Annotated in this window: 25 protein-coding genes; 8 read left to right on the top strand and 17 right to left on the bottom strand. The window is 44.5% G+C overall.

Going from position 1 to position 25,552, the window contains the following annotated elements; translation table 11 throughout:
- Positions 1-28: 28 nt before the first annotated feature.
- A complete protein-coding gene (locus Q1B03_RS08025) occupies positions 29-1,216 on the bottom strand; it encodes a DUF418 domain-containing protein (protein ID WP_299740143.1) in 1,188 nt (395 codons plus the stop codon).
- Between the two features lie 130 nt (positions 1,217-1,346).
- Here Q1B03_RS08025 and Q1B03_RS08020 point away from each other — a divergent pair, with 130 nt between their 5' ends.
- From Q1B03_RS08020 to Q1B03_RS07995, 6 genes are all read left to right on the top strand, one after another.
- Entirely contained in the window at positions 1,347-1,568 is a 222-nt protein-coding gene (locus tag Q1B03_RS08020; RefSeq protein WP_299740141.1) for a spore germination protein, read from the top strand.
- Between the two features lie 12 nt (positions 1,569-1,580).
- Positions 1,581-1,808 carry a spore germination protein GerPB gene (locus tag Q1B03_RS08015; RefSeq protein ID WP_044337732.1) on the top strand — a complete coding sequence of 76 codons (228 nt, stop codon included), beginning with the start codon at positions 1,581-1,583 and terminating at the stop codon, positions 1,806-1,808.
- Between the two features lie 32 nt (positions 1,809-1,840).
- On the top strand, positions 1,841-2,470 hold the full coding sequence (gene gerPC, locus Q1B03_RS08010; RefSeq protein ID WP_299740136.1) for a spore germination protein GerPC: 630 nt from the start codon (positions 1,841-1,843) through the stop codon (positions 2,468-2,470).
- Entirely contained in the window at positions 2,445-2,621 is a 177-nt protein-coding gene (locus Q1B03_RS08005) for a hypothetical protein (protein ID WP_044337734.1), read from the top strand. Before gerPC ends, Q1B03_RS08005 begins: the two co-directional genes overlap by 26 nt.
- Entirely contained in the window at positions 2,621-3,028 is a 408-nt protein-coding gene (locus Q1B03_RS08000) for a spore germination protein GerPE (protein ID WP_299740133.1), read from the top strand. The genes Q1B03_RS08005 and Q1B03_RS08000 overlap by 1 nt, the downstream gene beginning before the upstream one ends.
- A 67-nt stretch (positions 3,029-3,095) precedes the next feature.
- On the top strand, positions 3,096-3,314 hold the full coding sequence (locus tag Q1B03_RS07995; protein ID WP_044337736.1) for a spore germination protein: 219 nt from the start codon (positions 3,096-3,098) through the stop codon (positions 3,312-3,314).
- A 43-nt stretch (positions 3,315-3,357) separates the two neighbouring features.
- On the opposite strand, the gene Q1B03_RS07990 is transcribed toward Q1B03_RS07995, so the two are convergent.
- The 3 genes from Q1B03_RS07990 to addB all read right to left on the bottom strand — a co-directional run bounded on the left by Q1B03_RS07990 (position 3,358) and on the right by addB (position 11,005).
- On the bottom strand, positions 3,358-3,660 hold the full coding sequence (locus Q1B03_RS07990; protein ID WP_299740128.1) for an HNH endonuclease: 303 nt from the start codon (positions 3,658-3,660) through the stop codon (positions 3,358-3,360).
- A gap of 99 nt (positions 3,661-3,759) precedes the next feature.
- Positions 3,760-7,527, bottom strand: coding sequence for a helicase-exonuclease AddAB subunit AddA (addA, locus tag Q1B03_RS07985; RefSeq protein ID WP_299740126.1), 3,768 nt, complete (start codon positions 7,525-7,527; stop codon positions 3,760-3,762).
- Positions 7,520-11,005, bottom strand: coding sequence for a helicase-exonuclease AddAB subunit AddB (gene addB, locus Q1B03_RS07980; RefSeq protein ID WP_299740124.1), 3,486 nt, complete (start codon positions 11,003-11,005; stop codon positions 7,520-7,522). The genes addA and addB overlap by 8 nt, the downstream gene beginning before the upstream one ends.
- A 161-nt stretch (positions 11,006-11,166) precedes the next feature.
- On the opposite strand from addB, the gene Q1B03_RS07975 reads away from it, so the two are divergent.
- A complete protein-coding gene (locus Q1B03_RS07975; RefSeq protein ID WP_299740122.1) occupies positions 11,167-12,327 on the top strand; it encodes an MFS transporter in 1,161 nt (386 codons plus the stop codon).
- Here Q1B03_RS07975 and Q1B03_RS07970 read toward each other — a convergent pair.
- From Q1B03_RS07970 to Q1B03_RS07910, 13 genes are all read right to left on the bottom strand, one after another.
- Entirely contained in the window at positions 12,324-12,710 is a 387-nt protein-coding gene (locus Q1B03_RS07970) for a VOC family protein (protein ID WP_299740121.1), read from the bottom strand. The two genes, Q1B03_RS07975 and Q1B03_RS07970, sit on opposite strands and share 4 nt — an antisense overlap.
- 252 nt (positions 12,711-12,962) lie before the next feature.
- Complete coding sequence (locus tag Q1B03_RS07965) at positions 12,963-13,499, bottom strand: GNAT family N-acetyltransferase (protein ID WP_299740119.1); 537 nt, start codon at positions 13,497-13,499, stop codon at positions 12,963-12,965.
- Positions 13,500-13,549: 50 nt separating this feature from the next.
- Positions 13,550-15,037, bottom strand: coding sequence for a class I adenylate-forming enzyme family protein (locus Q1B03_RS07960; protein WP_299740117.1), 1,488 nt, complete (start codon positions 15,035-15,037; stop codon positions 13,550-13,552).
- Between the two features lie 123 nt (positions 15,038-15,160).
- The gene (locus Q1B03_RS07955) at positions 15,161-16,288 is read right to left on the bottom strand and encodes an endonuclease (protein WP_299741276.1); all 1,128 of its coding nucleotides are present in this window, start codon (positions 16,286-16,288) and stop codon (positions 15,161-15,163) included.
- A gap of 280 nt (positions 16,289-16,568) precedes the next feature.
- The gene (locus Q1B03_RS07950; RefSeq protein WP_299740115.1) at positions 16,569-17,747 is read right to left on the bottom strand and encodes a thiolase family protein; all 1,179 of its coding nucleotides are present in this window, start codon (positions 17,745-17,747) and stop codon (positions 16,569-16,571) included.
- A gap of 24 nt (positions 17,748-17,771) precedes the next feature.
- Positions 17,772-18,515, bottom strand: coding sequence for a 3-oxoacyl-ACP reductase FabG (fabG, locus tag Q1B03_RS07945; protein ID WP_299740113.1), 744 nt, complete (start codon positions 18,513-18,515; stop codon positions 17,772-17,774).
- On the bottom strand, positions 18,512-19,423 hold the full coding sequence (locus Q1B03_RS07940; protein ID WP_299740111.1) for an alpha/beta fold hydrolase: 912 nt from the start codon (positions 19,421-19,423) through the stop codon (positions 18,512-18,514). The genes fabG and Q1B03_RS07940 overlap by 4 nt, the downstream gene beginning before the upstream one ends.
- Positions 19,424-19,439: 16 nt before the next feature.
- A complete protein-coding gene (locus Q1B03_RS07935; protein WP_299740109.1) occupies positions 19,440-20,444 on the bottom strand; it encodes a 3-oxoacyl-ACP synthase in 1,005 nt (334 codons plus the stop codon).
- Between the two features lie 15 nt (positions 20,445-20,459).
- A complete protein-coding gene (locus tag Q1B03_RS07930; RefSeq protein WP_299740107.1) occupies positions 20,460-21,455 on the bottom strand; it encodes a branched-chain amino acid ABC transporter permease in 996 nt (331 codons plus the stop codon).
- A gap of 4 nt (positions 21,456-21,459) precedes the next feature.
- On the bottom strand, positions 21,460-22,320 hold the full coding sequence (locus Q1B03_RS07925) for a branched-chain amino acid ABC transporter permease (protein WP_299740106.1): 861 nt from the start codon (positions 22,318-22,320) through the stop codon (positions 21,460-21,462).
- A gap of 12 nt (positions 22,321-22,332) precedes the next feature.
- Entirely contained in the window at positions 22,333-23,040 is a 708-nt protein-coding gene (locus Q1B03_RS07920; protein WP_299740104.1) for an ABC transporter ATP-binding protein, read from the bottom strand.
- Complete coding sequence (locus Q1B03_RS07915; protein WP_299740102.1) at positions 23,024-23,788, bottom strand: ABC transporter ATP-binding protein; 765 nt, start codon at positions 23,786-23,788, stop codon at positions 23,024-23,026. Before Q1B03_RS07915 ends, Q1B03_RS07920 begins: the two co-directional genes overlap by 17 nt.
- Before the next feature lie 101 nt (positions 23,789-23,889).
- Positions 23,890-25,083 carry a substrate-binding domain-containing protein gene (locus Q1B03_RS07910; protein WP_299741275.1) on the bottom strand — a complete coding sequence of 398 codons (1,194 nt, stop codon included), beginning with the start codon at positions 25,081-25,083 and terminating at the stop codon, positions 23,890-23,892.
- 180 nt (positions 25,084-25,263) lie between these two features.
- Here Q1B03_RS07910 and Q1B03_RS07905 point away from each other — a divergent pair, with 180 nt between their 5' ends.
- Positions 25,264-25,497 carry a hypothetical protein gene (locus Q1B03_RS07905; RefSeq protein ID WP_299740100.1) on the top strand — a complete coding sequence of 78 codons (234 nt, stop codon included), beginning with the start codon at positions 25,264-25,266 and terminating at the stop codon, positions 25,495-25,497.
- Positions 25,498-25,552 lie beyond the last annotated feature (55 nt).

Raw genomic sequence — 25,552 nt, 5'->3', positions numbered from 1 at the left:
TACTCATCCCCTTCATTTAATTGATAAACTATAACTCTCCTTTTTTCACCACAGTGCTTCTTCCATAGCTAAATACACGCCACAGCTTCTCAACAGGACCGTATTTAAACTTGGATAACCAAATCTCTGATAGGATGACTTGAATGACATAAATCCCAACTGCCAGCATAGTCCCCGTCGTTAACGTCACTTCTCCGTATAGTCCAAATCCATACGAATAGAATATCAGGGTGCCGAGGATCGATTGCATAAGGTAGTTCGTCAAGGACATTTTCCCTACTGAGGCTAAAGGCTTGCTCCACTTCATGATTTTTTCATTCAACAATAATAATGAGAGGATTATTGCATAAGATACTGATAAGAACGGACCTCCCAAAAAGTCTTGAATGTATGCATATGCAAAATTGGACTGGATGAATAATGGCATTGTTTTAATGAAAATCCCCATCGCCAAAGTACAGATTCCTATTATAATCCATGTCTTCTTATAAGCTCTTACCTTTTCCAGTAGTTGCAGTTTACTAGCCCCTGCACCAATCATCATCATTGGCAATATAGAAAGTAATAAAAATATGAGATTACCAGGTGAATTCACAGCATACCAGTCCTGAAAACGCTGTTCCATTATACTGCCGAAGCTTCCTGATGCATAAGCGGCAACAGAATCCTGCAATGACTGGATATCAGTGAACTGCGTTACGCCAGTCGGATCTGCAAATGTCATTAAAACGAGCAGAATACTGAAAAATAATTGAGGCACCAGAAATAATAATCCTCCTAACCATAATAATCCCTTTCCAGACAGCCTCATAAAAACGAGCAGCAGCAGCCCGAATACGGCATAGTTGATTAAGATATCCCCAGACCAAATCAGGAAAGCATGGATACAGCCGATCACTAATAAGATAAGAAGCCTTCTGATTCCAAATAGATAGAAAGACGTTCCTTTGGCAGTTGCCCTTTGCTGCTGAATCCCTAAACCATAACCAAACATCATGGCGAATAGAGGATAGAAGCTTGCTTGGACCAATACATCTATCCATGGATACAAGGCGACATCTTCAGGTGTTTTCCACCAGGAATAGGGGTCAAGATAAAGAAATGGTGAATGAAAGGAAATCATATTGATGATAAAGATCCCAAGCAATGAAAATCCTCTGATCACATCAAGACTTACAATACGTTCTGAATGTTCAGTTGGCGATAAAGAGTCCATTAATTGTTCCTCCGAAAAAATAATCTTAGTTCCATTTTAACTCTAAATGTGAAATTAGGCGATTATCACCTATTCGTTCTTCTCACATAGAATAACAATAATTAACTTTGTCTTAAAGGTGTGAGTCGATATGCCCGCAATCGTAGGAATTGCTCAAGTCGTAAGCATCGGTTCAAGTGCCGTCTTCCATATTGGAGATGTATTTAACATTAGTCCGATTTCCACAGCCAAGACTTTCGCAGGGGCAGGTTCGTTCATAACAGGAAAGGGGATTTCTGTTTACAATGAAAGCTCCTTGACCTATACCGTGGACGATGATGGAATGGACCAAGGAATAAACTTTAACCTATGAGTGTGATGCCGAATGACGAATTATTATGTTCAACAATCCATACAGATTCAATTCATTAAAATCGGGGGGATGTCCAATTCTTCCATCTTTCAAATCGGAACATGCGGTCAAATCACAACAAATGACTTCCTTTATAATACAGGGGGCTTCACGGAGCCTGCTCCGGAAGCGGAGAAAAACGGCAATGGAAAACCGCCTCCCTCTATAACCCCCCTCGTCCCCCTGCAAACGCCAAGGTAACCTAAATCGCGACAAAAGAAAGAGGTGGCAGTATGAACAATTACTATATGACCCCACAACAACTTTATCAGTATATCGAGATGTTGAACACGAAAATTGTCGCGTTGGAAAAAAAAGTGAATGAGCTGTCACAAGAGGTAATAACTCTAAAGGATGCACCGAAAATCAATGTTGAAAGAATCGAATACAAATTTGATCAGCTCAAAGTGGAATCTCTTGATGGCACCTTGAATATTGGATTAAATCCAAATAACCTAAAAGAAACCATAGAGGATCTCGCCGTCGAGCAAAATGTGGATGTCAAATCAATCAAGGACATCAAGCCCTATAAAGAAAGAATTACTGCTGAAATTAAAGCGTATATCGATTCAGAATTACCAAGTCTTATTCAGGATAATGAAATGCAATTTCAGCGGTCTCTGGATCCATCTTATTACGAGATGATTCAGCAGGATTTATTGAACCAGATGCCACAAAGAATCGATTTCTATTTACAGAACATCCCCTATATTGAATCAAAACAACAAGAAGGAGAATGGGAACGGAAAATCATCAGCAAAATCAAAAAGGATATCGAAACGGCCCTCTTCTCCTTCATGTCACAAATCCCAAATAATATGGAAGGAATGAAGAACAATGAACCTCCAAGTAATCAATCGTGAACTATCGGTTGGGAATATTGAAATTGCCGGGGTTACGAGTTCCTCTCTCGTTCTCGTAGGTGATGCTGATGTCATTCAGCTCGCCTCAGCATTCGATACGCCACCTGAATCACTGATCATCGGTCCATTCGTTCCTCTTACACCTAAGTAATGCTTAAGCGTTACTCGATTGTTAATCATTTGGAAGGAATCACACTAGCCTTTAGCTCGCTTTATCAATTAGGGGATTCTCAAAACATTTATGCCGTGTCGAAGGCATTTGCGGTGCAGCGTGAAAGAGAGTTTTTCTTAACCAGTGAAGGAAGTTTTGATTCATCCGTATTTACCGGGCCAATCGACCTCCCTCGCATTAACCCGGATATCAGGGTAAACAGGCTAAATCTTTGTCCCATCAAAGTAAATAACATGTATATACGGGCAACGTCGTTCTCATCCATCATCCACGTCGGAAATACATCCAACGTATATATGGAAGCCAGGGTAAAAAATATCCGTCAGCTGGAAAAAGAAAAAGATACCGAACCACTCACGTTTGAGACGATTGAAAGTCCAAACTAGATGAAGAACCTTCCCCAGAAGTTCACATAGGCTAACATTATAGACAAATAAAAAGAGGATGTTGATTATGCCCGCTTTAGTAGGTCCTGTCGCTATTCTTAACGTTGGTGGAGGAAATGTCCAGTTTGGGGATACGGCGATTATTTCACCTAAGTCTGCTTCTAAGACATTCGGAGGTGCCGGCGGCTTCAATACTGGTCCATTTCAGTTAAGCTATAATGTATTCAGTGTAAGTACCACATTTGATTGTAATGTCGTCGATCAACCCATTACCGGAAATAATTAGAATAACAAAAAGCCCGCATTGTGGCTTTTTGTCTTTTATACCCTTATCCCTTTTTCCGCCGCTCATTGCTTTTCTTTGTTTTCACCAATTTTGAGGAGGGCTGCTTTCGTATCCACTTAATGAACTTATGAATCTTTTCTTCCCGTCGCAAGTCTTCGATGGTGTTCAACCTTATGCCCAATTCATCATTTGTATAGAGGGAATGAACTTGCTTATGACACGGTATACAAAGCTGTGCCGTGGGAAGGAAAGTTCCCCCAACCTCTTTGGGTGTCAGGTGATGAATCGTGGTTTCCACATTCTGCCGCGAACATAATTCACATGTACCAATCGACTTTTTACTCATCTAACCCACCCCCCCCTAAATATAATTAGTATAGGTATTCCCTAATTTTCACACCTTAAAAAAACCACTTTGAAGACCAGGCTTCAAAGTGGTTTTCTATTATAGCTCCAACACATGCCCTCCATCGAAGAAGTAAAGATACTTTTCAGAAACTGTTTCTTTCCAAATGGATTCTAATGCACGGGTATATAATTCAATTTGCACCCTGTATCGTTCTTCAAGAACGGGCTTCGCCTCGGCAAACCCATCTTTATATCGGTCATGAATGCCGTCGGTTTTGTAATCCAGCAGTACGATTCCAAACTCATCCCGGAATACACAATCGATGACCCCTTGAACAAGAATCGTTTCTTCCGGGGCACCTTCCCCTGTTTCCGAAATCTCACTTAGAGGGACGCTCATGCTGAAAGGAATTTCCCGTTGTATATTCGTTGCACGGGCCATACGCTGACCGAGGTCGCTTTGGAAAAATCCAACGATGTTTTCTAATGAGATTACCCTTTTCTGTTCTTCCGTCAGAATTTCTTTGTGTACCAGATTTAACAATAACTCTGCGACATCTTGTTCTGTGGGTACACCATCTGCTATAGAGATATGCTGCATGACGGTGTGCATGGCTGTTCCTCTTTCAGCAGGAGACAGCTCTTTAGACTGCATAAATTTTGGCCGGTTGTACACAGGCTTTTGATGGCGCCGAAGAATATCGATACTCGATGCTTCATCCCTTATTTCCACCATTCGCTTCAGCTCAGAAACCGACTGCTTCGAGCGAAGGTTAGTAGCGCTCAGATGTGGATACTTCCACGACAAACGGTGCAATACCTCTTCTTTATGTTTGGACTCAATTTCCACTTCCCCGCCATTCTTCACCTGCTCTTTCCAATTGTCATCTTCATCCAATGACTCATCGGCTTCTGCATCCATCTCAGACTTATGAATCGTCGTGATATTCCAACAAGAAGGATGCTTTAGAATTTCTTCATTGATCCCACTTCCTTCTAAAACCGCCTCTCCTCCAAGGTCTCCACAATGGGGGTGCCGCATGAGGGACGGACCTATCCAATCAAGATAAGAGCTGGCCCCGGCCCGGTCAAAGTCAGATAACAACCATTCTGTCTGTCCTAAAGCCCCCCTCCATTTCTTAAGTGATTTCTCTAAGCTTTTCACGGTTCCCACTAAGAATAGTTTCTCTTTTGCACGGGTTAACGCAACATAGAGCACCCGCATTTCCTCTGAGATGGCCTCCATGCGCTTCTTCCGCTTAAATGCCAGCTGGGGAAGGGATGGATAACTGATTCGCTTCCCCGGGTCTGTATACTTTGTAGCCAAACCTAGATCTTTATCTAATAAATAGGAAGCGTTCAAGTCCATAAGATTGAATTGCTTCGACGTGCCAGCGACAAAGACAACCGGGAACTCAAGCCCTTTACTGGAGTGAATGGTCATTAAGCGGACCACATCTTCCTGTTCACTGAGAGCTCTCGCAACCCCGAGGTCATCTCCTCTTTCCCTCATCCGATCAATGAATCGCAGGAAGCGGAATAACCCTCTGAAGGACGTTGATTCGTATTGGCGGGCACGGTCGTATAGTGCCCGAAGATTTGCCTGACGCTGTTTCCCGCCGGCCATTCCTCCGACATAATCATAGAATCGGGTGTCCCGGTACAATTGCCAGATCAGCTCCGTAACCGAACCTTGTCTAGCCTTTGTCCGCCAGTTTTGCAGATGATACAGAAACACTTTGACCTTTTCAAATGTTTCTTCTTCACGAGAGTTACTTGGTTTTTCACTTGCAAATTTCTTCAAGGCTTCGTAATACGTTCCCGCTCTAGAATGGATTCGAATGCTTGCAAGCCCCTGCTCATCCAGTCCAACAATCGGGGAACGAAGAACCGATGCCAGGGGGATATCCTGATAAGGATTGTCAATCACTTTCAGGAGTGAAAGCATAATCGCGATCTCGGTTGCTTCAAAATAGCCAGTAGACAGATTTGCATAAATCGGAATTCCCTGCCGTTTGAATTCTTCCATGATTTCTGCCGCCCAAGGCATGGAACGAAGCAAAATCACAATATCCTTGTACTGAATCGGACGCTCGGTTTTCGTTTTGGCATCATAGATCGGTGTACGCCCTTCAATCATGCTCTTCACTTTATTTGCCATATAGCGGGCTTCAAGTACGGATTTCTCAATATCACCCTCGTCAAAAATGGAGAGTTCCACTTCATTACCAGCCGATGAAGCTTCCTCTGATTCCTGATCAATGATCGCTACTTCGATCGGATACTCTTTCTCTTCAGGATAAGGAGCACCTTTCACAAGCTCTGCTTCCCGGTTGTATTCCATCTCACCAACCGAGGATCCCATTATTTGCTTAAATAAAAAATTTGTTCCCTCTAATACTTCCTTCCTGCTTCTGAAGTTTTGAGATAGATCGATCTTTAATCCCGCTTCCCCGCTTACTGGAAGAAAGCGGGTATACTTTCCTAAAAACAAATTCGGTTCAGCCAATCGGAAGCGATAAATGGACTGCTTTACATCTCCTACCATGAAACGGTTCCCTACTTCTTCCCGTTCTTCAGTGATTAGAAGAAGAATTGATTCCTGTACCATATTCGTATCCTGATATTCATCGACGAGTACTTCTTTGAATTTCTTTTTATATTGCTTTGCAGCCTCTGAAGGAAGTAAAGCATCTGATGCAGGGTCACGTAAAATTTCGAGACAAAAATGCTCTAAATCGGCAAAGTCAACAAGTCCCTTCTCTTCTTTCACTTGCCGGAAACGTTTGCCGAATTCCACGACCACTTCTGCCAATGTGTGAATCACTTCCTTCATCTTTTTCATGTCTTCGATGAATGACTCCGGCCTTCTCGAAAAGAAATCCTCCTGGAGCTTCTCCAACGTCTTCTTTCCTTGATCGCGAAGTTTTTTCGCTTCATCAACGATATCCTTGTTATAATCGTCCCCCCGGCAAGCTTTTAGCTTGGTGAAGGGTAAGGTTTGAATGGTTTCATATATAGTATTCCAAGAAATGTGCAAGCTTTCCTCGAGGCTCTCGACAATCTCTATATCGCTTAGAAAGTTTTCCGCTCTCGGGCCCGGCCCTCCAGGAACCCGTGTCAGATCCATTGCACGCTGAAACAAGTTTTTCGCCCCATGAAGCTGTAAGCGAATATCTGTCAGAAGCGGCTGAATGAAGGAAAGCTGATCGATTTCTACACCTTCTTGGATGTCATACATCTCTTCCAGCCCTCTCAGCCATTCGTCCGGGTTCGGATGTGAGCGTGAAAAGTCATACAGCTTACGGATCATATCCTGTAGGGCCCCGTCACTTCTATCATTGGTAAATGTATCTACCAGTGTAAAGAAATCATGATTATGTTCTTTGCCGTATTCCTCCTCAAACAGCTCATCAAGCACTTCATCCCGGAGCAGATCGCCTTCTGTTTCATCGGCAATCCGAAAACCCGGGTCTATATCGATAAGATAATAATATTTACGAATCACTTCAAGGCAAAAAGAGTGAAGAGTCGAAATGGAAGCCCGGTTCAGTAAGCTCAGCTGCTTTCTTAAATGATGGGAATGGGGATCGTGATCAATCGCTTTTTCCAATGCCTGCCCGATCCGATGTCTCATCTCAGCGGCCGATGCATTGGTAAAGGTTACAACCAATAGTTCATCCACATCCATTCTGTCTTCTTCAGAAAGGATTTTCTGAATGATCCTCTCTACAAGAACCGCGGTTTTCCCTGATCCTGCAGCAGCTGCTACGAGAATGTCCTGGCCTTTCGCCCAAATTGCTTTCCACTGATCGTCTGTCCATGTAACATGATCAGGCTTCGCTGGAATCGTACCATTACTCATGGGACTCTACCTCCTCTCTTACTTTCTTTAATAGATCTTCTGGTTTTGCCGTTGGCAGCACTCTGTACTCATTTTCCTCCAGGGACTGATCGAATTGACAAACGGAACGGAACGAACAGAATTGACAAGGTGTCCGATCCTTAAGCTTGTAAGGTGTAATATTGGTCTCGCCTGAAATGATCCGGTTCCCCGACGCTTCGTAGAGCTTTCTCAGATGCTTGCGCATATAGTGAAAGTCTTCCTGTGAAGCAGCCTTCGAACGGGAGGATAATGATCCATCCTTCTTGATCCCGGCAGAGATGATATCTGAGTTCCCCGTATCTAGCGTTTGATCCATTAACCGAACGATGTCAGAGTCTCCCAGAACGAGTCCCTTCATCTTAAAACTCTTAAAGATTTCCTTTTCAATCTGATCCATCGTCAAGATTTTCTTACTATTGATCATAGGGTTATGAACGTGGAAATAGAGCACACCTGCAGGCTTTGCTTCCTTCCCTACAAATTGTTTAGAGTTCGTTAACACAATGTCTAAATACGTCAGCATCTGAAGCGCTAATCCATAGTACACTTCCGTCATATCCAAATCTCTCGCACTCGATTTGTAATCAACAATTCTAAGGTAAACTCCACTTGTATCCTCTGCTTTGTCTACCCGGTCGATTCTTCCCTGAAGCTCCATTTTCGTTCCATTCCTCAGTTGGAACTGGAACGGAGGGAGGGTCGCATGGGGACCAAATCCAAGCTCCACCCCGACAGGAACAAATCCACTCGCCTTCGCATGCTCACTAAGAATGAGGCTCGCACGGCTTATGATTTGCTCAAGCTTCTGAGCGATATAATAATGGCGGTTTGAGCTTAATAGAATCTGGTGCTGAAGCTTCGGTGCCAGCATCAAGACCGCTTCTTTAGCTAGCTTGAGACACTGTGCTTTTGATAAAGATGCCCAGGTCAGACCATGACGTTCGACTTCTTCTGATATCCATTTAAGAGCGGAGTGGAACATCTCCCCGATATCAGGAGCCTCCAGTTTAAAGAAATCCCGTTCTCTAAGCTTCAATCCGTGACTGGCGAAATGGGAAAACGGACAGCTATGGAAAAGCTCCATTCGGGATACACTCGCTAATATATGGTCACCATACAGATCCCTGCTCGTATCCTCTGAAAGCTGATTCGCCCGATTCTGGTAGAAGAGACTGGATAAAATATGCTGTGAGTGCCATTTCCAATCGTTTGACGTTGCATAGAAATTATACACATCCCACCAGAAATCATAGATCGGATATTCCCGTTTCTTCATCTGTAATTGCGATGTTAAATGAGAAATCGTCACATTGGGATGACACACATAATGAAGCTGCTCTTCCTCAGAAAGCTCCGATGGTTCATTAAACAGAAGCTTCGTATTTGCATCCGGAAACATTTCATTCAGCCTTTTGATGAACGAGGATGCTAATAACGCTTTTCCTTCTTCATTTGCAATCGGATAGCTGACGAATAATCGTTCACTCGGAGTCGTAAAGGCTTTATATGCCACAAACTCCTCGTCCAGCAGCTTTGTCCTGTTACTGGGAGCTATCTTGAAGCCCCTATTGATCAACGATTCACGGTCTTCATCAGACAGGACTCCGTCTTCATTCATTTTCGCCGGCAGCACACCATCATTCACTCCGATGATGAAGGCTGCTTTAATGTCTCCGAGTCTTGATTTCTCAAGATCTGCAATAATGACCTGATCGATGGCAGGGGGAACTAACGAGAACTGCATCGTTTCGATTCCTGCATCCAAAATGGAAGAGAATTTCTTCATCGTTGTTTCCTCATCGCCGAGCATTTCTACATATTGATCAAGCAGGTCCATCACGGCTGACCACGCTTGATCGTGCTCCCTTGCCGCAATCAAGTCGCCTTTTTCTTCTGCTTCAATACGCATACGTTCAAGCTTAGCCGGAATATCCAACTCTTCCAGATACAGATAGAGAGTTTCACAGAATTCCCGTCCCGTGGATTGCTTTTTCAATCGTTTTCCGAGACGTATGATCGGCGCAGAAATAAATAAACGAAGCTCATTAATTTCATGCTCAAGTTCCTTTTCACGGTCGGTTTGTGGTGCATCTACATGCTCAAGACCACGGAAGCGACGGTATTTCCAGCGATCTTTCTTCGTCCAGCGGTCCCCTTTGATCCCATATGCCAGCACATAGTTCTCCAATCGGTCCATCTTTTCACGCAGATCGGTTGGATTTTTCTGATAAGGAAACAAGAGGTCTGTTTTCACCGCCCGGAAGACAGGCTCGTATCTCCAATTCGTGTTCATGATTTCCATAGTCGAACGAATCAACTCAATTAAAGGGTGATTCAACATCGTCCGCTTCTGATCAAGGAAAAATGGAATACTATAGTCTTGAAAAATGGTTTCGACCTTATCACGGTAATCCTGACTGTTTCGAACCAGCACCGCAATATCCTTGTAGCGATATCCCTTTTCCCGGGCAAGCTTCCTTATTTCCCTTGCTATCCCTTCGACCTCTGCCCGGCGATTAGAGGCTTCCAGAAACTCAATGGATCCTTTTGCTTCTTCGCATGGAACAGTTGGCCGGTCCTCAAAATGACGTTCCAGATGCAGCATCGTGTCGTTATGATAACGAATTGGCTTCACTAACACATCTTCCTCTACGGATTTCCCTGCTCCATAGCAAATATCCTTAAGAGTGTGGTAGGTTTCGTTCGTCATCCGATACAAGCTTAATTCGTTCATAGCACCCAATTGCTGTTCCGGATCGGTGGTGAGGGCAACCGTCACCTTCTTGCTGTGCTGGATGAGCTGATCGATAATGAGATATTCCTGCGGTGTAAAACTATGAAAGCCGTCTATGTAGATCTCTGCCTTACTGAGAAGTTCAGAGTTTTTCACATTATCAGCCAACAATTGAAAGTAATCTTCTGAATCAATGTATTTGCCCAGGAGCTTCTCTTCGAAAGTTTCATAAATCAGTTCAAGATCATGAAGCTTATCCTTCAGCACCTTTGACTCCCGCTCATCTTCCCCATCAAGATGCCGGAGATCCTGTGGCGAAATACAATAGCGCTTAAATTCCGTCAACATAGTTTCTACATGATGAATGAAACCCGGCTTATCCGCGGCCTTCGAGAAAATAAGGAGTCGATCTTTGTTTTCATCTATAATCTTTCGAATCATCATATTTAAGCCAACATCGGATAGGTGATAGCGGCTCATTCCGCCCGTTTCCTGCAGAATCTTCCACGCGAGCCTGGTGAAACTGAACACTTGTCCACGAATCATCCCATTTAAACCGGGTGTATTGACAAGATCGTATTCCGATATAAATGACATCTGATCAGGTACGATATAGATGATGGGATCCCCATTCGGCTCTTCCAATAAGCTCTGCTTCATCTCATTTAATATGCGATGTGTTTTCCCCGTACCAGAGCGCCCGAGAATAAAACGTGCAGCCATCCTCTCACTCCCTTTCTTATTCTAATATCTATTGTAACCATGAGGCAGGTTGAATTTTTGTATAGGTTCATTATAGTACACAGGAACAAATCTTTCCCGTCTCAATCTTTATTGAAAAAATTTGGAACATCCGCATACAGTAAAAAGAGGTAGGTGATGGGATGATGAATCAATATTTTAACAGAATCGCCTCTGTTCTTGTTGTGATGGCGATTATGGTAGCCTGTAATATTTACACGTTCATTCCAATCTACAGGAATATCGCTTCCTCCCTGTCCATCGCACAAAGTGAAGTCGTTATTGCAGGAAGCTCATTTATCTTTTTTTACGCCTGTGGACTTCTTACCTTTGCGAATGGCGCAGATCGTTTTGGAAAGAAAGAGATTCTCGTTTGGGGAATGCTTGCCTCTGCAATTTCAACAGGCTTGGTGGGGATTGCAGGTGACTTCTGGAGTTTATTTTTCATACGGGGATTTCAAGGGTTTTGTTTGGGGAGTTTTGCCCCCGTCGCCTTTGCTTATACGTATGATTTGTTTTCTGAAAAAAAACGAACCCTGCTTCTAGCATTTATCAATTCCGGATTTCTTTTCGCAGGCATCCTCGGGCAATTGCTAAGTGAAGGAATCACCCGCTACAGCAACTGGACGACTGTGTTCTTCTTTTTCGCAGTGGTGTACTCCTCCTTATTTTTCATAGGAAAACAAACGCTACCTACAACGTCCACTCGATCCGTTTCCGTCACACACCAAATCGTCACGATTTATAAGCTCCTTTTGAGAAAGGAACTCCTTTACTGCTACGGTATCGTGTTCACCCTTCTTGCCTCTTTTGTTGCTTATTATGACAGCTTGACCAGATACTTGTTTGGAAGTCCCGATGTACTCTTCCTCATCAGGGCAGTCGGAATGATCGGTGTCGGCTTATCGCTCTTTACCGGTCGCCTTCTTGAAGCCATTGGGGTCTATAAAACTCTTTTTATGGGTGTAGCCATTTCCATTACGAGTTTATCCATCGCTTTCATTTATGTGTATATGAGCGAACCGTTTATCATCGTTGTATCTTCTGTCCTCTTTGTTTCCGGCATTTCATTGTTGATTCCAACGGTGATTACCCTAATTGGAGATATGAGTGGTGATGACCGAAGCCAGGCTCTTAGTCTTTACTCCTTTATTTTATTAGGAGGAACCAGCTTAGCTCCTTTAGTGATCATGCAGCTTACTTACGTTCAATCGTTGTTTCTGTTACTGGGATGCTTTTTGTTTCATGCCTGGATGGGAGTGATGTTGTATGTTGAGCGGAGGAGACGGGGGACGGGGGATTAGTACCAGTCCTCCATTCTCTCCTGAAGATTTGAGGTGTGGAGCTCGAATTGGATATTGTCCGTGGCAAGGAAATTGACACTCCACCCTTTCCCTCTTCTTAAAGGTCCCCTTACAATACACACTTCCTTCTCCTTCAATCGTTGAACAGCCTTAAAAAACTCTTCTTCATTGATGGAAAAGGCGATGTGATCGACCCCATATCCCCTGGACGTTCCGAGGCTGTCTTTTTCCTGGAGACAGATCCAAATCGGACCCCATTCCAGATAAGCATCCATTCTCCCTTTATGTACAAGTACTGCCTGCAGGATTTCCATATAAAAAGTCAGCGATTCTTCTAAACTACTAACGTTGATTGTCAGATGATTAAAGCCGGTTATGTTCACATATTGTCCTCCTTTCGTTTGGATATGTCCGTTTATTATGTCAGCAGGATAAATCGAGGAACTTTGTAGTGAATTTATACCTACCGACCTATCCATCGGGTAGTTAATTGCGTCTTTTGGGAAGGGTATTGCGTCTTTTTTTGATTAATTGCGTCATTCCGTATGGTTATTGCGTTATTTAACAAATAAAGGAAGTTGACTGAGCGCTCGATCCCACCACCCCACCCACACACCAAAAAAAGAAGGACACCATCATCCTTCTTTCCACTCATCTACTAATAACCCATACAGGATCATGTCATAACGATTCCCGTCTCTTTGCAGGAACTGACGGAAACTTCCTTCTTTTGTGAATCCAAGTGATTCATATAAACGGATCGCTCTCTCATTATACGAAAATACCGTTAACTGAAGACGGTGTAAATTCAACTCATGAAAGGCATACGCCAAGAGACACTGCATGGCTTCCCTGCCGAATCCATTCCCCCATGACTGCTCGTCACCGATGGATATTGAAATCCAGCCCACACGATGGGTCCAGAGAATTCCGTCCAACTCAACAAATCCGATGATCCTTCCGTCATCCTTCAGCCGGACCGCAAAACGAAAGGCGTTGTCTCCCGGATCCCCCATCCATTTTTTAATCTCTTCGTCTGTTTTAGGCTTATGGGGGAGAGCATCCAGTAATCTCTGAACTTCTTCATTTTGATTCCATTCCCTTATGGCCGTAACATCTTCTTCCTGAAATCCGGTAAGATAAATTCTTGTACCCGTCAATAACCGTTTCATGTCTTTTTCACCTCGACGTATGTATTTCGGGGCGTACCTCTCCGATTCCTTTATTGCCCTTGAAAAAGTTTCGTGAGTGCCTTTTTGTTTACTTTTCCCACATCGGTTTTAGGAAGTTCTTCGATGAAATGATAGTTTTTAGGAATCTTAAACTTCCCAAACTTCTGCAAGCAATACGTTCTCACATCCTCTGCTGTCATGGACTCGCCTTTTCGAATCCTGATATAGGCCGTGACCACCTCTCCCCACTTTTCATGAGGGAGTCCAATGACCGCACACTCAAGTATGGCTGGATGCTCACATAACCAATGCTCGATCTCTTGAGGATAAATATTTTCCCCCCCGGAAATGATCATGTCTTTTTTTCGACCAACAATATAATAATCTTCATCCACATCATATTTCGCCAGGTCACCTGTATGTAACCACCCGTCTTTGAGAACCTCTTTCGTCTGCTTAGGATTCTTCCAGTACTCCTTAAATAAATGGTCTCCTCCTAACAGCAGCTCCCCCACCTCTCCCTGACCGACAGGATTTCCGGCTTCATCAATCACCTTTACCCGATTCAACATCATCGCTTTACCCACAGAACCCTTTTTCATCCGGGAAGGATCAATATAAAAATTATTAGGTCCCGCTTCGGTTAAACCATATCCTTCTTTAAACGGTATCTTCTTTTCCTTAAAGAACTCATATACCTTTCCGGGGCAAGGGGCTCCTCCTGAAAGAAACACCTTCATTTTTGGAAATGGAGTATGTTTAAAATCCTCATTTTCCATAAGCAAGTGATACATTGTCGGGACAAGTAGAACAATGCTGCATCCGTATTCGTTCAGGACATGTATCACTTGGTCGGGGTCAAACCTTTCAGCAATCACGACCTTCCCTCCCACCATCAAAAGAGGGATTGACAGAGCATTTAACCCTCCCGTGTGAAAGGTAGGTAAATACGTCAGCGTGCAGTCTCCCTCTGTCAAGTTCCAGCTCACCACTGTGTTCAGGGCATTAGCAGTTACCGATCGATGAGAAAGAACCACTCCCTTGGGACATCCCGTCGTTCCACCTGTATAAATCATCACCCAAGGATCCGAGGCTGACAGAGTAGCAGATTGAGGTATACCCTGTTTTTGGGAGTAAACAAAGGTTGCGATTTTATCCATACAGTGTTGTTCTGCTACGTTTTCAAGGTCTGAAACAAGAGATTGAAAGTCTTTTTTATATAAAATCAGGCCGGGTGTACAATTGGCTATGATCGACCCAATCTCAGCAGCGGATAATCGCCAATTAAGAGGTACAAATACAGCCCCTATTTTTCCACAGGCAAATAAGAGCTCGAAGCAGACTGTATGATTAGTGGATATGAATACCACACGGTCCCCTTTCGATATTCCTGTATCATGCATATATTGAGCCCACTTAGACGCCCGTTCATCTAAGGTGCGGTAATCAATCGTTTCATTGGTAGGAGCATTGATTAAAGCAACGTGATCAGGAGAGATCATTGATCGCTTCTGCAACCAATCTGTTACACTTTCCATATTCATCTCCTCCTTTGGATGGTTGCTTTCATGATAGATGTCGGGGGTTACAAATGAGTTACAGAAAAGGAACCTAGCTTCCACATTAAAAAAGGGCCTGGAAGAGTCCAGGCCCCGTGCTGCTTACCAGATCATTTCCGCCCACTCGGGGTGGTCAATGAATGGATTTCGATTTCCTTGATATTGTTCAAAAATAATATTGTTGCGTCTGATTTCCCTCGCATCGACAGGGTCTTGTTCATTCCATTGAAGGAGAACTGACATTTTCCCGTGGTACGGGGCACTTCCATTGTTGACGTTGTTATTGATTTCTAAATCGAGTTCTCCACTGTCCCCTTCATAGCGGACGGCCATGTAGAAGATCATACGGGCGACGTCACCTTTCACTTCATCACGAGGCTCCCAGGAATCGCCATCATAATAGTTGCCTGGCGCTTCGCTATGCTGAGTTCCACCATTGTCAAAATCAAGATTACTTCTTGTGGAATTGACCGTTACATCTGTTGGTCTTAAGTGATGAAGGTCCGTCCCCGGTCCTTGCGCTGTTCCGAAGTCACCGTGGGATTTCGCCCACACGTGCTCACGGTTCCAGTCGTCGACTCCACCGCCGTTTGTCGTTTTCGATTGGGAGCGTCCTGAGTACAGGAGTATCACATTATTGGGATTGTTCGGATCTTCATCTGTGTTACGCAATGCTCCCCATACATCACTGTAAGAAAGAGTTTGATGATCATCAATGATGTTATGTAGTGCTGTTTTTAAAGAAGACCCCGTCTTTCCTTCAGCGGTATTATAGTATTCTTCATAGGCTGGCGGGTCGGTTGGTTCAGTTGGAGGATCAGTCGGATCAGTGCCTCCATCTTCCACTGATTCAAATGCTGACGTAGACTTCACTCCCGGATGAGAGAAATATGCCGTTAAACTTCCAGTCACTTTGATTTTTTCGCCGATCAGGCCTGGGTTACTTTGCAGTCCATAGTTTGAGCGGTAGGAAGATGGAATTTGAACATATACCATATCATCCGTGTTGGATTCTGAAGGGGAATCTGCCAAAGCTAAAGCATAATCATTTGGAAAATTGCTCGTGACAACGGATGACGTAGAGGTCGGCTGCCCGACCACATATCCTTCCACCGACTGAGTGGAACCATCTTGATTGGACAATGCCTGATCAACAGTAAATGGCGAACTCCACGTCCCGTTTCCCGCTGCACTCATTTGACTCGGAGATACTTGACCACACGCAATCATAAAAATAATTAAAACAGAAAAAATGCTGATGATCTTTTTGTTTACAACCTTCAAATTGCTTCGCCTCCTCTAAAAATGACTATATATTTAGCGTACATTACATATTGTCAAAATAGGGTAAATTTTGTGTAAATGCGTGAAAATGAGTCTATTATCATAGGGTTGTGATTGGTCTTAACGGGGGGAGACGTTCTTTCCGTAATTGGTGAGGGTCTCCTTCCCACACTAAAAATCCCACAAAAAAAGCACTAGCCCCATCCAGAGCCAGCACTTCCTCTTCTTACATCCCTTCAACCAACACCGAAGCGCCCATTCCGCCGCCGACACATAATGAAGCAATTCCCTTTTTCAATTCACGACGCTTCAATTCATGCAGTAAAGACACAACGAGTCGTGCACCTGTGCAGCCAACTGGATGACCGATACTGATTCCACTTCCGTTCACATTTACCTTTTCCCGGTCGAGACCAAGCTCTTTTTCGACAGCTAAATACTGTGCTGCGAATGCTTCGTTAATCTCGAATAGATCGATCTCATCCAGAGACCAATTTTTCGCTGTATGTAGTCCTTTTTGAATGGCTGGTACAGGACCGATCCCCATCACTTTTGGATCCACGCCTGCTACTGAGTAGCCAACGATTCTTCCTAGGGGCTGAAGTCCTCTTCGCTCGGCTTCTTCTTCACTCATGAGGATCAGTGCCGCCCCTCCATCATTGAGACTTGAAGAATTCCCGGCAGTCACCGTGCCGCCTTCACGGAATGCAGGCTTTAATTTCTGCAGCTTTTCTACTTTCAGCCCGGCTCGGGGACTTTCATCTTTATCAATCACCTTTTCACTCTTACGTTCCTTTACTGTAAGTGGAAGGATCTGTGAATCGAAATATCCATTCTCCATCGCGGCGGCTGCACGCTCATGGCTTAACACCGCATATTCGTCCTGCTCTTCCCGGGAGATCGAGTGAATTTCTGCTAGGTTCTCGGCTGTTTCTCCCATCATGATGCCGTGGATCGGATCTTCAAGCACCTCCCAAACGGAATCCCGAATTTCACCGTGTTGCAGCCTTTGACCGAAGCGGTGCTGCTTTAGAATATATGGACTGGAGCTCATCGCTTCTACTCCACCTGCCAGGACAATATCAGATAAGCCTGTTTGAATTTGCATGGCTGCTGAAATGATTGCCTGCATCCCGCTGGCACATTGTCGTTGAATCGTAAAGCCTGTCGTCGTGTCGTCAAACCCGGCAAGTAGCGCTGCCGTTCTTGCCGTGTTAGGCTGGTCGGTCCTCTGAATACAATGCCCGAGGATCACTTCATCAATATCACTTGCCGAGAGCCCGCTTTCTCTCGCCGCTTCTTTCATAACAGGTACAATCAGATCCGTCGGTAGCAGATCTTTAAATGCTCCACCAAATGCACCAACCGGCGTACGCAGGGCCGATGTAATCACTACATTTCTCATTTTGTCACTTCCCTTTCCTATCAGTTACATCATGATGCCGCCATCTACATGCAGGACTGTTCCATTTACATAGTCACTATCATCAGATGCCAAATACAAGTAAGCTTTTGCGATATCATCCGGTTTCCCTAGTCTGCCAAGCGGTATCATCGCCTTCATTTGATCGATGACTTTTTCCGGAACGGCTGCCACCATACTCGTTTCGGTGAATCCGGGCGCGACTGCGTTCACGTTGATACCTTTACGCCCCAATTCCTTCGCCCATGTTTTCGTCATTCCGACCACGGCAGCTTTTGTTGCCGCATAGTTGGTTTGTCCGACATTTCCGTAAACCCCACTTACAGAAGACGTGTTGATGATTTTCCCTTTTCCATTATCGATCAAATGGGGGAGAACCGCTTGGGTACAATTGAACACACCTGTCAAATTCACATCCAGCACCTTTTGAAAGTCTTCCGGTGATAACTTATGAATCATACCATCTCTTGTAATTCCAGCATTGTTTATTAAAATATCGATTTTACCAAATCGTTCTCTTACCTCTTTTACAAAAGAATCAACGGAAGATCGATCTGCTACATCCCCTTGAAAAAAGCATGCTTTCCCCGTTCCCAGTTCATTCAGCTGTCGTGCTTTTTCTTCGCCGACCTCCTGATTGAAGTCGACAAGTGCAACGTGGCATCCTTCTTCCACAAAAATTTTCGCTGCGGCATATCCTATTCCGTTCGCAGCACCCGTAATCAGGGCGACTTTACCTTCCAGTCTCATGCCGGTTCCTCCTTCATCTGCAAAAATGATGTCATTGCGCGAAGCAATTGATCTACATCATCGATGAGCGGTGAATGCCCACTATTCTTTAATTCAACAAATGTAGCGTTTTCTCCTATATCTTCGATGGTTTCCTCTGCCATTTCTTTTGTGATCACATAATCACGGTCTCCTCTTAATACAAGTACCGGAATCGAGATGGAGCTCGCCTGGTTCGTTCCATCAACGAGACCATTGTAAGCACTGCTAACATTAAACGTGTTTAAGGCTTGATAAATATGAGCCAAGTTCCGCTGTGTTCTCATATCATCAATGTACGCTTCGTAGCGTTCATCATCGGGCTGGTTGTGCGAATAGATCAGTGAATTCCACAGGGTGCGGAGAAATTCCCGGTTGTTCCCGTCGTATGCTGCTTGGACCGGGACGGTTTTGCCGCTGTCCATCATTATTTCTTCTATCCTACGAAGGCGATTTCCCATATCAGGTGTGCCGTCTGATTTAGTGCCGAAGAATGGGTAACCTCTTGTGGAAGCTGAAGCTAGTAAAATAAGGTTCTTGCAATAGTCTGGATAATCGATGGCAAATTGCATGGCGACTGCACCACCAGTCGACCATCCTACCATTGAAAAGTCACGGAGGCCCAATTCGTCAACCCAATCCTTAATATCGTCGGACAAATCTTTTATACTCGTAATTTCCCGATGATAGCTTGATTCACCAAATCCTCTCATATCAACGGCGTAAATTTTATAACTTTCATCCATTTTATCCAAAACAACATCCCAATGTTTGGATGAGGTCATATTCCCGTGGATAAGCACCAGTGGAATATGTCCCCCGTTTCTTTCCCGATAAGCTAACGTTTCTCCATTCCCAAGCAATACTTTCTTTAGTTGAACCGCTGCCATTTCGTTATCCCCCTTTTTATGAATTCCCCCAAATCATGGTCGTCGCTCCCCAGGCGTACCCAATCCCCGCACTGACCAGCACGACAACATCGCCCTCATTCAGCTTGCCTCTTTCTTCTGCCAGTTCCAGTGACAAAATTTGATCGAATTGGCCGATATGTCCGTATTCTTCCAGATAGATAGACTGCTTTTCAGTGAGTCCCAATTCCTTTAATACATAGCGATGGGCGGACTTTTTCATATGAAGCATGGCTACGTATGAAATGTCCTTTTCTGAGTATCCGCTTTTATATACCGATTCACGTACAACCTTTAAGAAGTGATCCATGGATTTCTGCTCGAGCCTTTTCTTCATTCCTTCCGGATCGGTGACATCCAGCTTATATCGTCCGATAGACTCTCCTGTCAGAGGCTCCTTCGTTCCACCCACCGGGACAATGACATCTTCTGAAAACGAGCCATCGGTGATGATGGACGTTTCCAATACGGCATTTTTCTTAAGACCTTTTTGAAGGATCATCGCTCCGCCGCCTGCTGCCAGGTTGAACATAAAGCGGGTCCTGCTGTTTCGGTAATCGATAAAATCGTTGTTGCGGTACCCTCCTGCAAGGAGCACGGTTTTAACGGAGGGATCCGTTTCCAGTAAGCTTTTGGCAAGCTTCATCGCCATGATCGTGGTACCGCACCGTAACGCCACGTCAAAAGCCCAGGCCCGATAAGCACCGATTTCTTCCTGGAGCTTGATTCCCGCTGTCCAAAGGGGATATTCTTTATGTTCTTCACCAATGTAGATGACTACATCAATATCCTTGGGATCGATACCTGCTTTTTCGATGGCCCGCCTTGCCGCTTGAATGCCCATGGCACATGTATGATCTTCCGGTCCTGGAACCGTTTTCTTTTTGATTCCCATTTTGTTTTCTACAACCTCTAATGGAAGTCCTGCTTTTTCAGCAATTTCCCCGCTTGTCATAGTAGTTGAGGGTAAATATAATCCTGTGCTAAGAATGCCGATCGTCATGAAAGATCCTCCCTTTTAGCTTGCGATGTTTTTCTCTTCCCTGTGCTCTCGTTTCCCTCGTTTTCTTTTCTTGATTTTCTTGAATGACCCCACAATACCCGCCGGGAAGAACATAACCGCCAGGATATAAAGAATTCCGAAGAAAATGATCCAGCGTTCAAAGATCGGATAGGTTTTGGCGAGCTCGGTCAACCAGTGATGGGCAAATTCAATCAGTCCTGCTCCGACGATCGGTCCCACCAGGGTGCCCACTCCGCCAATGATGGTCATCAATAACGCATCAAGGGTGACATCCATCGTGAATACACTCGTGTTCACGAACCGTAGAGACAAGCCGTACAATGAACCTGCGAAACTCGCAATCACTCCGGCAATCACACTGGCTAAAATTTTGTAATGAAGGACCTGGAACCCAAGTGATTCTGCCCTCTGCTCGTTTTCACGAATGGCCTGAAGTACGGACCCGGCAGGAGAATGGGTAAATCTTCTTAATAAAAGAAAGATGACGGCCATGACACCTAGGCATATGAAGTAAAATACCAGACGATCTTTCATTAAATCCGGTGTTCGAAACGTAAACCCATCATTCCCAAACGTCAAGCTTCTCCATTTTTCAGCCCCGACGAGGAATAATCCTGCAAAGGCAAGGGTCAACATCGCATAGAAATGACTTTTAAGTCGTAACGTCAAGAGTCCGACGATATAGCTGACCAATCCTGCTATGACGGAAGCGACCAGGATGGAGACCATGAGCCAAAACATGGTAGGCTCCATTCGGTCGAGAAAAATGCCTGTAGAATAGGCTCCGATACCAAAGAACATGGCATGCCCAAAGGAAACGATCCCTGTATATCCGAGAAGGAGATCGTAGCTCATGGCAAATACGCCGAAGATGAAGACCTGGGTCAGGAGGATCATCATGCTTCTTGAATCATTGAAAAACGGATAGATGATCAGGATCCCTAATGCTATTCCTAAAAATGCGTTCGATCGCTGCTTGAGAATCTTCATTCTGTCACCCCTTTACTGTAAATAGTCCCTGTGGCCTGAAAATCAGTACAAGCGCCATTAATATCATATTGACTGCCAGGGATAATTCGGGCACATAATACGTCATGAACGAGCCTGACAGACCGACTAAGATAGCCGCAAACAACGAACCCGGAAAACTTCCCATTCCCCCGATCACCACAACGATGAAAGCGAGGATCGCAAATTCCATGCCCATCTCTGCATAAATGACACCTGAGTACGGGGCAAGAAGAATTCCTCCGAGGGCAGCCAGGGAAGAACCAACCATAAAGACGTACATAAACATTTTCTTAATATTGATACCAAAGGCTTCCACCATTTCTTTATTCATGACCCCTGCCCGGACGATCAAGCCGATTCTTGTTTTATTCAAAATCAGCTGGATAATCGTGAAAATCAATAATCCAACAAGGATAATGAAGACACGATATTTAATGACAATGATATCCCCGATTTCCCAGCTCCCCGCTAAATAGTCAGGCGCTTTCGCGGATAGCTGGTTCGGTCCCCACACGACTTTCAACATCTCTGAAAGAACGAGCATGAACCCTAACGTAATGAGAATCTGTTGAACATGATTTCCGTAAACCGGCTGTATAATGAATTTTTCTGTCACGAGTCCCAGCACCAATCCGGTTGCAATCGCTCCGATAATGCCTACCATAAAGCTGTCTGTTACGGTATAAACCCAGACGCCGCTGTATGCTCCCCATGCAAATAAGCCTCCGTGAGCAAAGTTCAATACATCCATTAATCCAAATATGAGCGTCAAACCTGCTGCCAGCAGAAAGATCAGCATCCCTGTGGCCAATCCATTAAGTGCCAAGTTAATGATGAGGTCCATCCTCTTCCCTCCTCACGCAATTCCTAAGTATTTCTTCTTCAATTCTTCATCTTTGACCAACGATTGCATTTGCCCATCGTGAACGGTGGTTCCATCGTCGATAATATAGAAACGATCCCCGATTTGACTGGCCATCATAAAGTTTTGCTCAACAAGAAGGATCGTCGTTCTTTCTTTCATTTCTTCAATGGAATGCATCACTTTCTCGACGACAATCGGAGCGAGCCCCTTACTCGGTTCATCGATTAAGATAAGGTCATTATTATTTAAGTACGCCCTTGCAATGGAAAGCATCTGCTTCTGCCCTCCGCTTAAATTCCCGCCGGCCTTTTTCCAGAATTTTTTCAAATCGGGAAACAGATCAATGATCCAATTCATTCGATCCCCGGTCTCTTGATCTTGCGTTTTCATGGCTACCTTCATATTCTCTTCCACTGTCAGGTCTCCAAATATCCCCTGATCCTCCGGGACATATCCGATTCCTTTATTGGCTACTTTAAAGGTGGGAAGCGTGTGAATCTCCTCCTCTTTATAGATGACTTTTCCTGACGAGGGCGGGGTCAGTCCCATGATGCTCCGGAGACTGGTCGTTTTCCCAGCCCCGTTTCTTCCTAGCAGTACGGTTACTTCGCCTTTTTTCACCTCAAAGGAAACTCCTTGCAAAATGTGATACTGACCGATATATGTTTCGATGTTTTCTACTTTAAGCAGTGTGCTCATCGTAAAGTCCCCCTAAATAAGCCGATTGCACTTGTTCATTCTTCATGATTTCCTTTGGATGATCATCAGCAAGCATTCGACCATTGAATAACACCATGATGCTGTCAGACAGATCCATGATCATATCCATTTTGTGTTCAATGAGGACAATGGTTTTATCCCCTTGAGATTTGATGGTACGGATCACTTCCAGGATCGCCGGTACTTCTTCCAGGGACATTCCTGCAGTAGGTTCATCCAATAGCAAAATTTCCGTATCCAGTGCAAGGAGCATGGCGATCTCTAGCTTTCTTTTTTCTCCGTGTGCAAGGTTTACGGCAAGAGAGTCCGCTTTATTCGAGAGCATGACGAGCTTCAATAAGTCATAGGCTTCACTCATGACATCACTGAACGCTTTGATATTCCTGTGCATCACATAGCGGATTCCAAGCTTTGACTGCACGGCCAATCTCACATTCTCTAAAACCGTCAGATTCGGGAACACATTCGTCATTTGAAAGGAGCGACCGATTCCAAGCCTGGCCCTTTTTGTAGGAGAGAGTCTCGTAATCTTTTGTCCTTTCAAAAACACATCTCCGCCAGTTGGCTTTAACTGACCGCTCAGAAGATTAAACAGCGTCGTTTTCCCGGCACCATTCGGTCCGATGATCGACTTGAATTTCCTTTCAGGTACCGAGAACGTTACATCATCGACGGCAATATGACCTCCGAACTTAATCGTTAGATTCTTTGTTTCTAAAATACTCAAGCTTCTTCACCCCGCTTAGATTTCATGAAAGGGGCTGACTGATAACAAAGTGCCAAAACACCCAGTCAGTCACCCCCCTTTTCATTCCTTTAAGTTCGATTTTAGTTACGGATCGGAGGAGCCGTTTCTTCCGGCGAAAGCTCTCTGATCAATACCGGAACAGGATATGGAACTCCCTCTTTCTTCTCGAGCTTGATGGCATATAGCGTTTGTAATGCCTGATGATCTTCTTCCCGGAAGGTCATCGTTCCCTTCGGTGTTTCGAAGCTCATTCCCTCCATCGTTTCAATGAGGGTATCAGGATCTAAATCCCCTTCTGTTTTCTTGATCGCCTCCACAATGGAAATCGCCGAGCTCATCCCACCTGGGGTAAAGAGATCCGGAACGTCCCCGTCATATTTCTTCTTGTGTTCTTCCACTAACCAGTCGTTAATGTCATTGTCCGGCAGTTCATGGTAATAGACACTGAACCCTTCCATCCCCACAAGTGGTTCCATAGCTGATAGAGCAGCAATATCTGGTGCCCCTGTAGAAATTTTGATCCCTTTTTCCTGGAGCTTCATATCCCCGATTTGATTCCATGGAGAGTTCGCACCTGCCCAGATGACAAATAGATAATCCGGTTTACTATCAATGACCTTTTGGATATTCGATGTAAAATCTGTAGCGGCCGGATCTGCATATTCTTCAAGTACAATTTCAGCTCCAAGACCTTCAGCCGCTTCTTTAAAGGCTGCCACCCCGTCGCGGCCAAATGAATAATCCGGTGCCAGTGTAGCGATCTTCACTCCATCCTTCGCAATCGCAGCAGCCCCTGCAACAGCATCCTGTGAAGAGTTACGGGCTGTACGGAAGATATAAGGATTAAACTCTGAACCTGTAATACTATCGGCAACCGCCGGCTCGACAATCATGATCTTTTCGTATTCTTCTGCAAGTGGCAGCACGGCCAGTGTGTCACCTGAGCTTGATGATCCAACCAGGAAATCCACTCCATCTTCTTCTAAAAGCTTCGTCGCTTTTTGAACAGCAACCTCTGGCTTCGTTTCTGTATCTTCAAACACAACTTCTATTTTCTTCCCCGCCACTTCCATCGTTCCATCCGTGGCATACTCGAGGCCTAATTCAAATCCGCGCTGCGTTTGCTTCCCATATGACTCCAGTGCCCCTGTAAGGGAAGCAAGCACCCCGATCTTCACCGTTTCCTGTTCTTTCTCATCTGTATCCCCCGACCCGCCACTGCTTTCTGAGCTGCAGGCACTCGCAGCAATAAGCATGCATGACATCAACATCATTAAAGTCGTCCATCTAAACGATCGTTTCACATTTTCTCCCCCTCGGAATATGAACTAAAGCGATAATAGCTTTGAATTCATCTTAGGTGAGGTGAGTTACAAATGAGTTACATGGGAGTGGGGCGATGTTTTTGAATGGGTTGCGTGCAAATAAGGATCGTAATTGGATAATTATGTTAATTGGCCGGTTTTTTGATGATTTCGGCCGGATTAAGTGGAAAAACGGCTGAATTCCATGCTATTTCGGCTGGATTATTCGATAACACGGCTGGATTCCATGCTATTTCCGCTGGATTATTCGATATTACTGCCGGCTTTCATGCTATTTCCCCCGGATTATTCGATAAAACGGCCGGTTTCCTTGATATTTCGCTGGATTATTCGATAAAACGACTGGATTATTCAAAACTCTAATCGAATATCCTGCGATAATAACCAATGTTCCTACGGTAAATATGATCATGACCCA

The organism is uncultured Rossellomorea sp. (assembly GCF_947488365.1).
In the GTDB taxonomy this organism is placed as follows: domain Bacteria; phylum Bacillota; class Bacilli; order Bacillales; family Bacillaceae_B; genus Rossellomorea.
The sequence above is the reverse complement of the archived record's forward strand: the minus strand, read 5'-3'. Positions and strand labels throughout refer to the sequence as shown.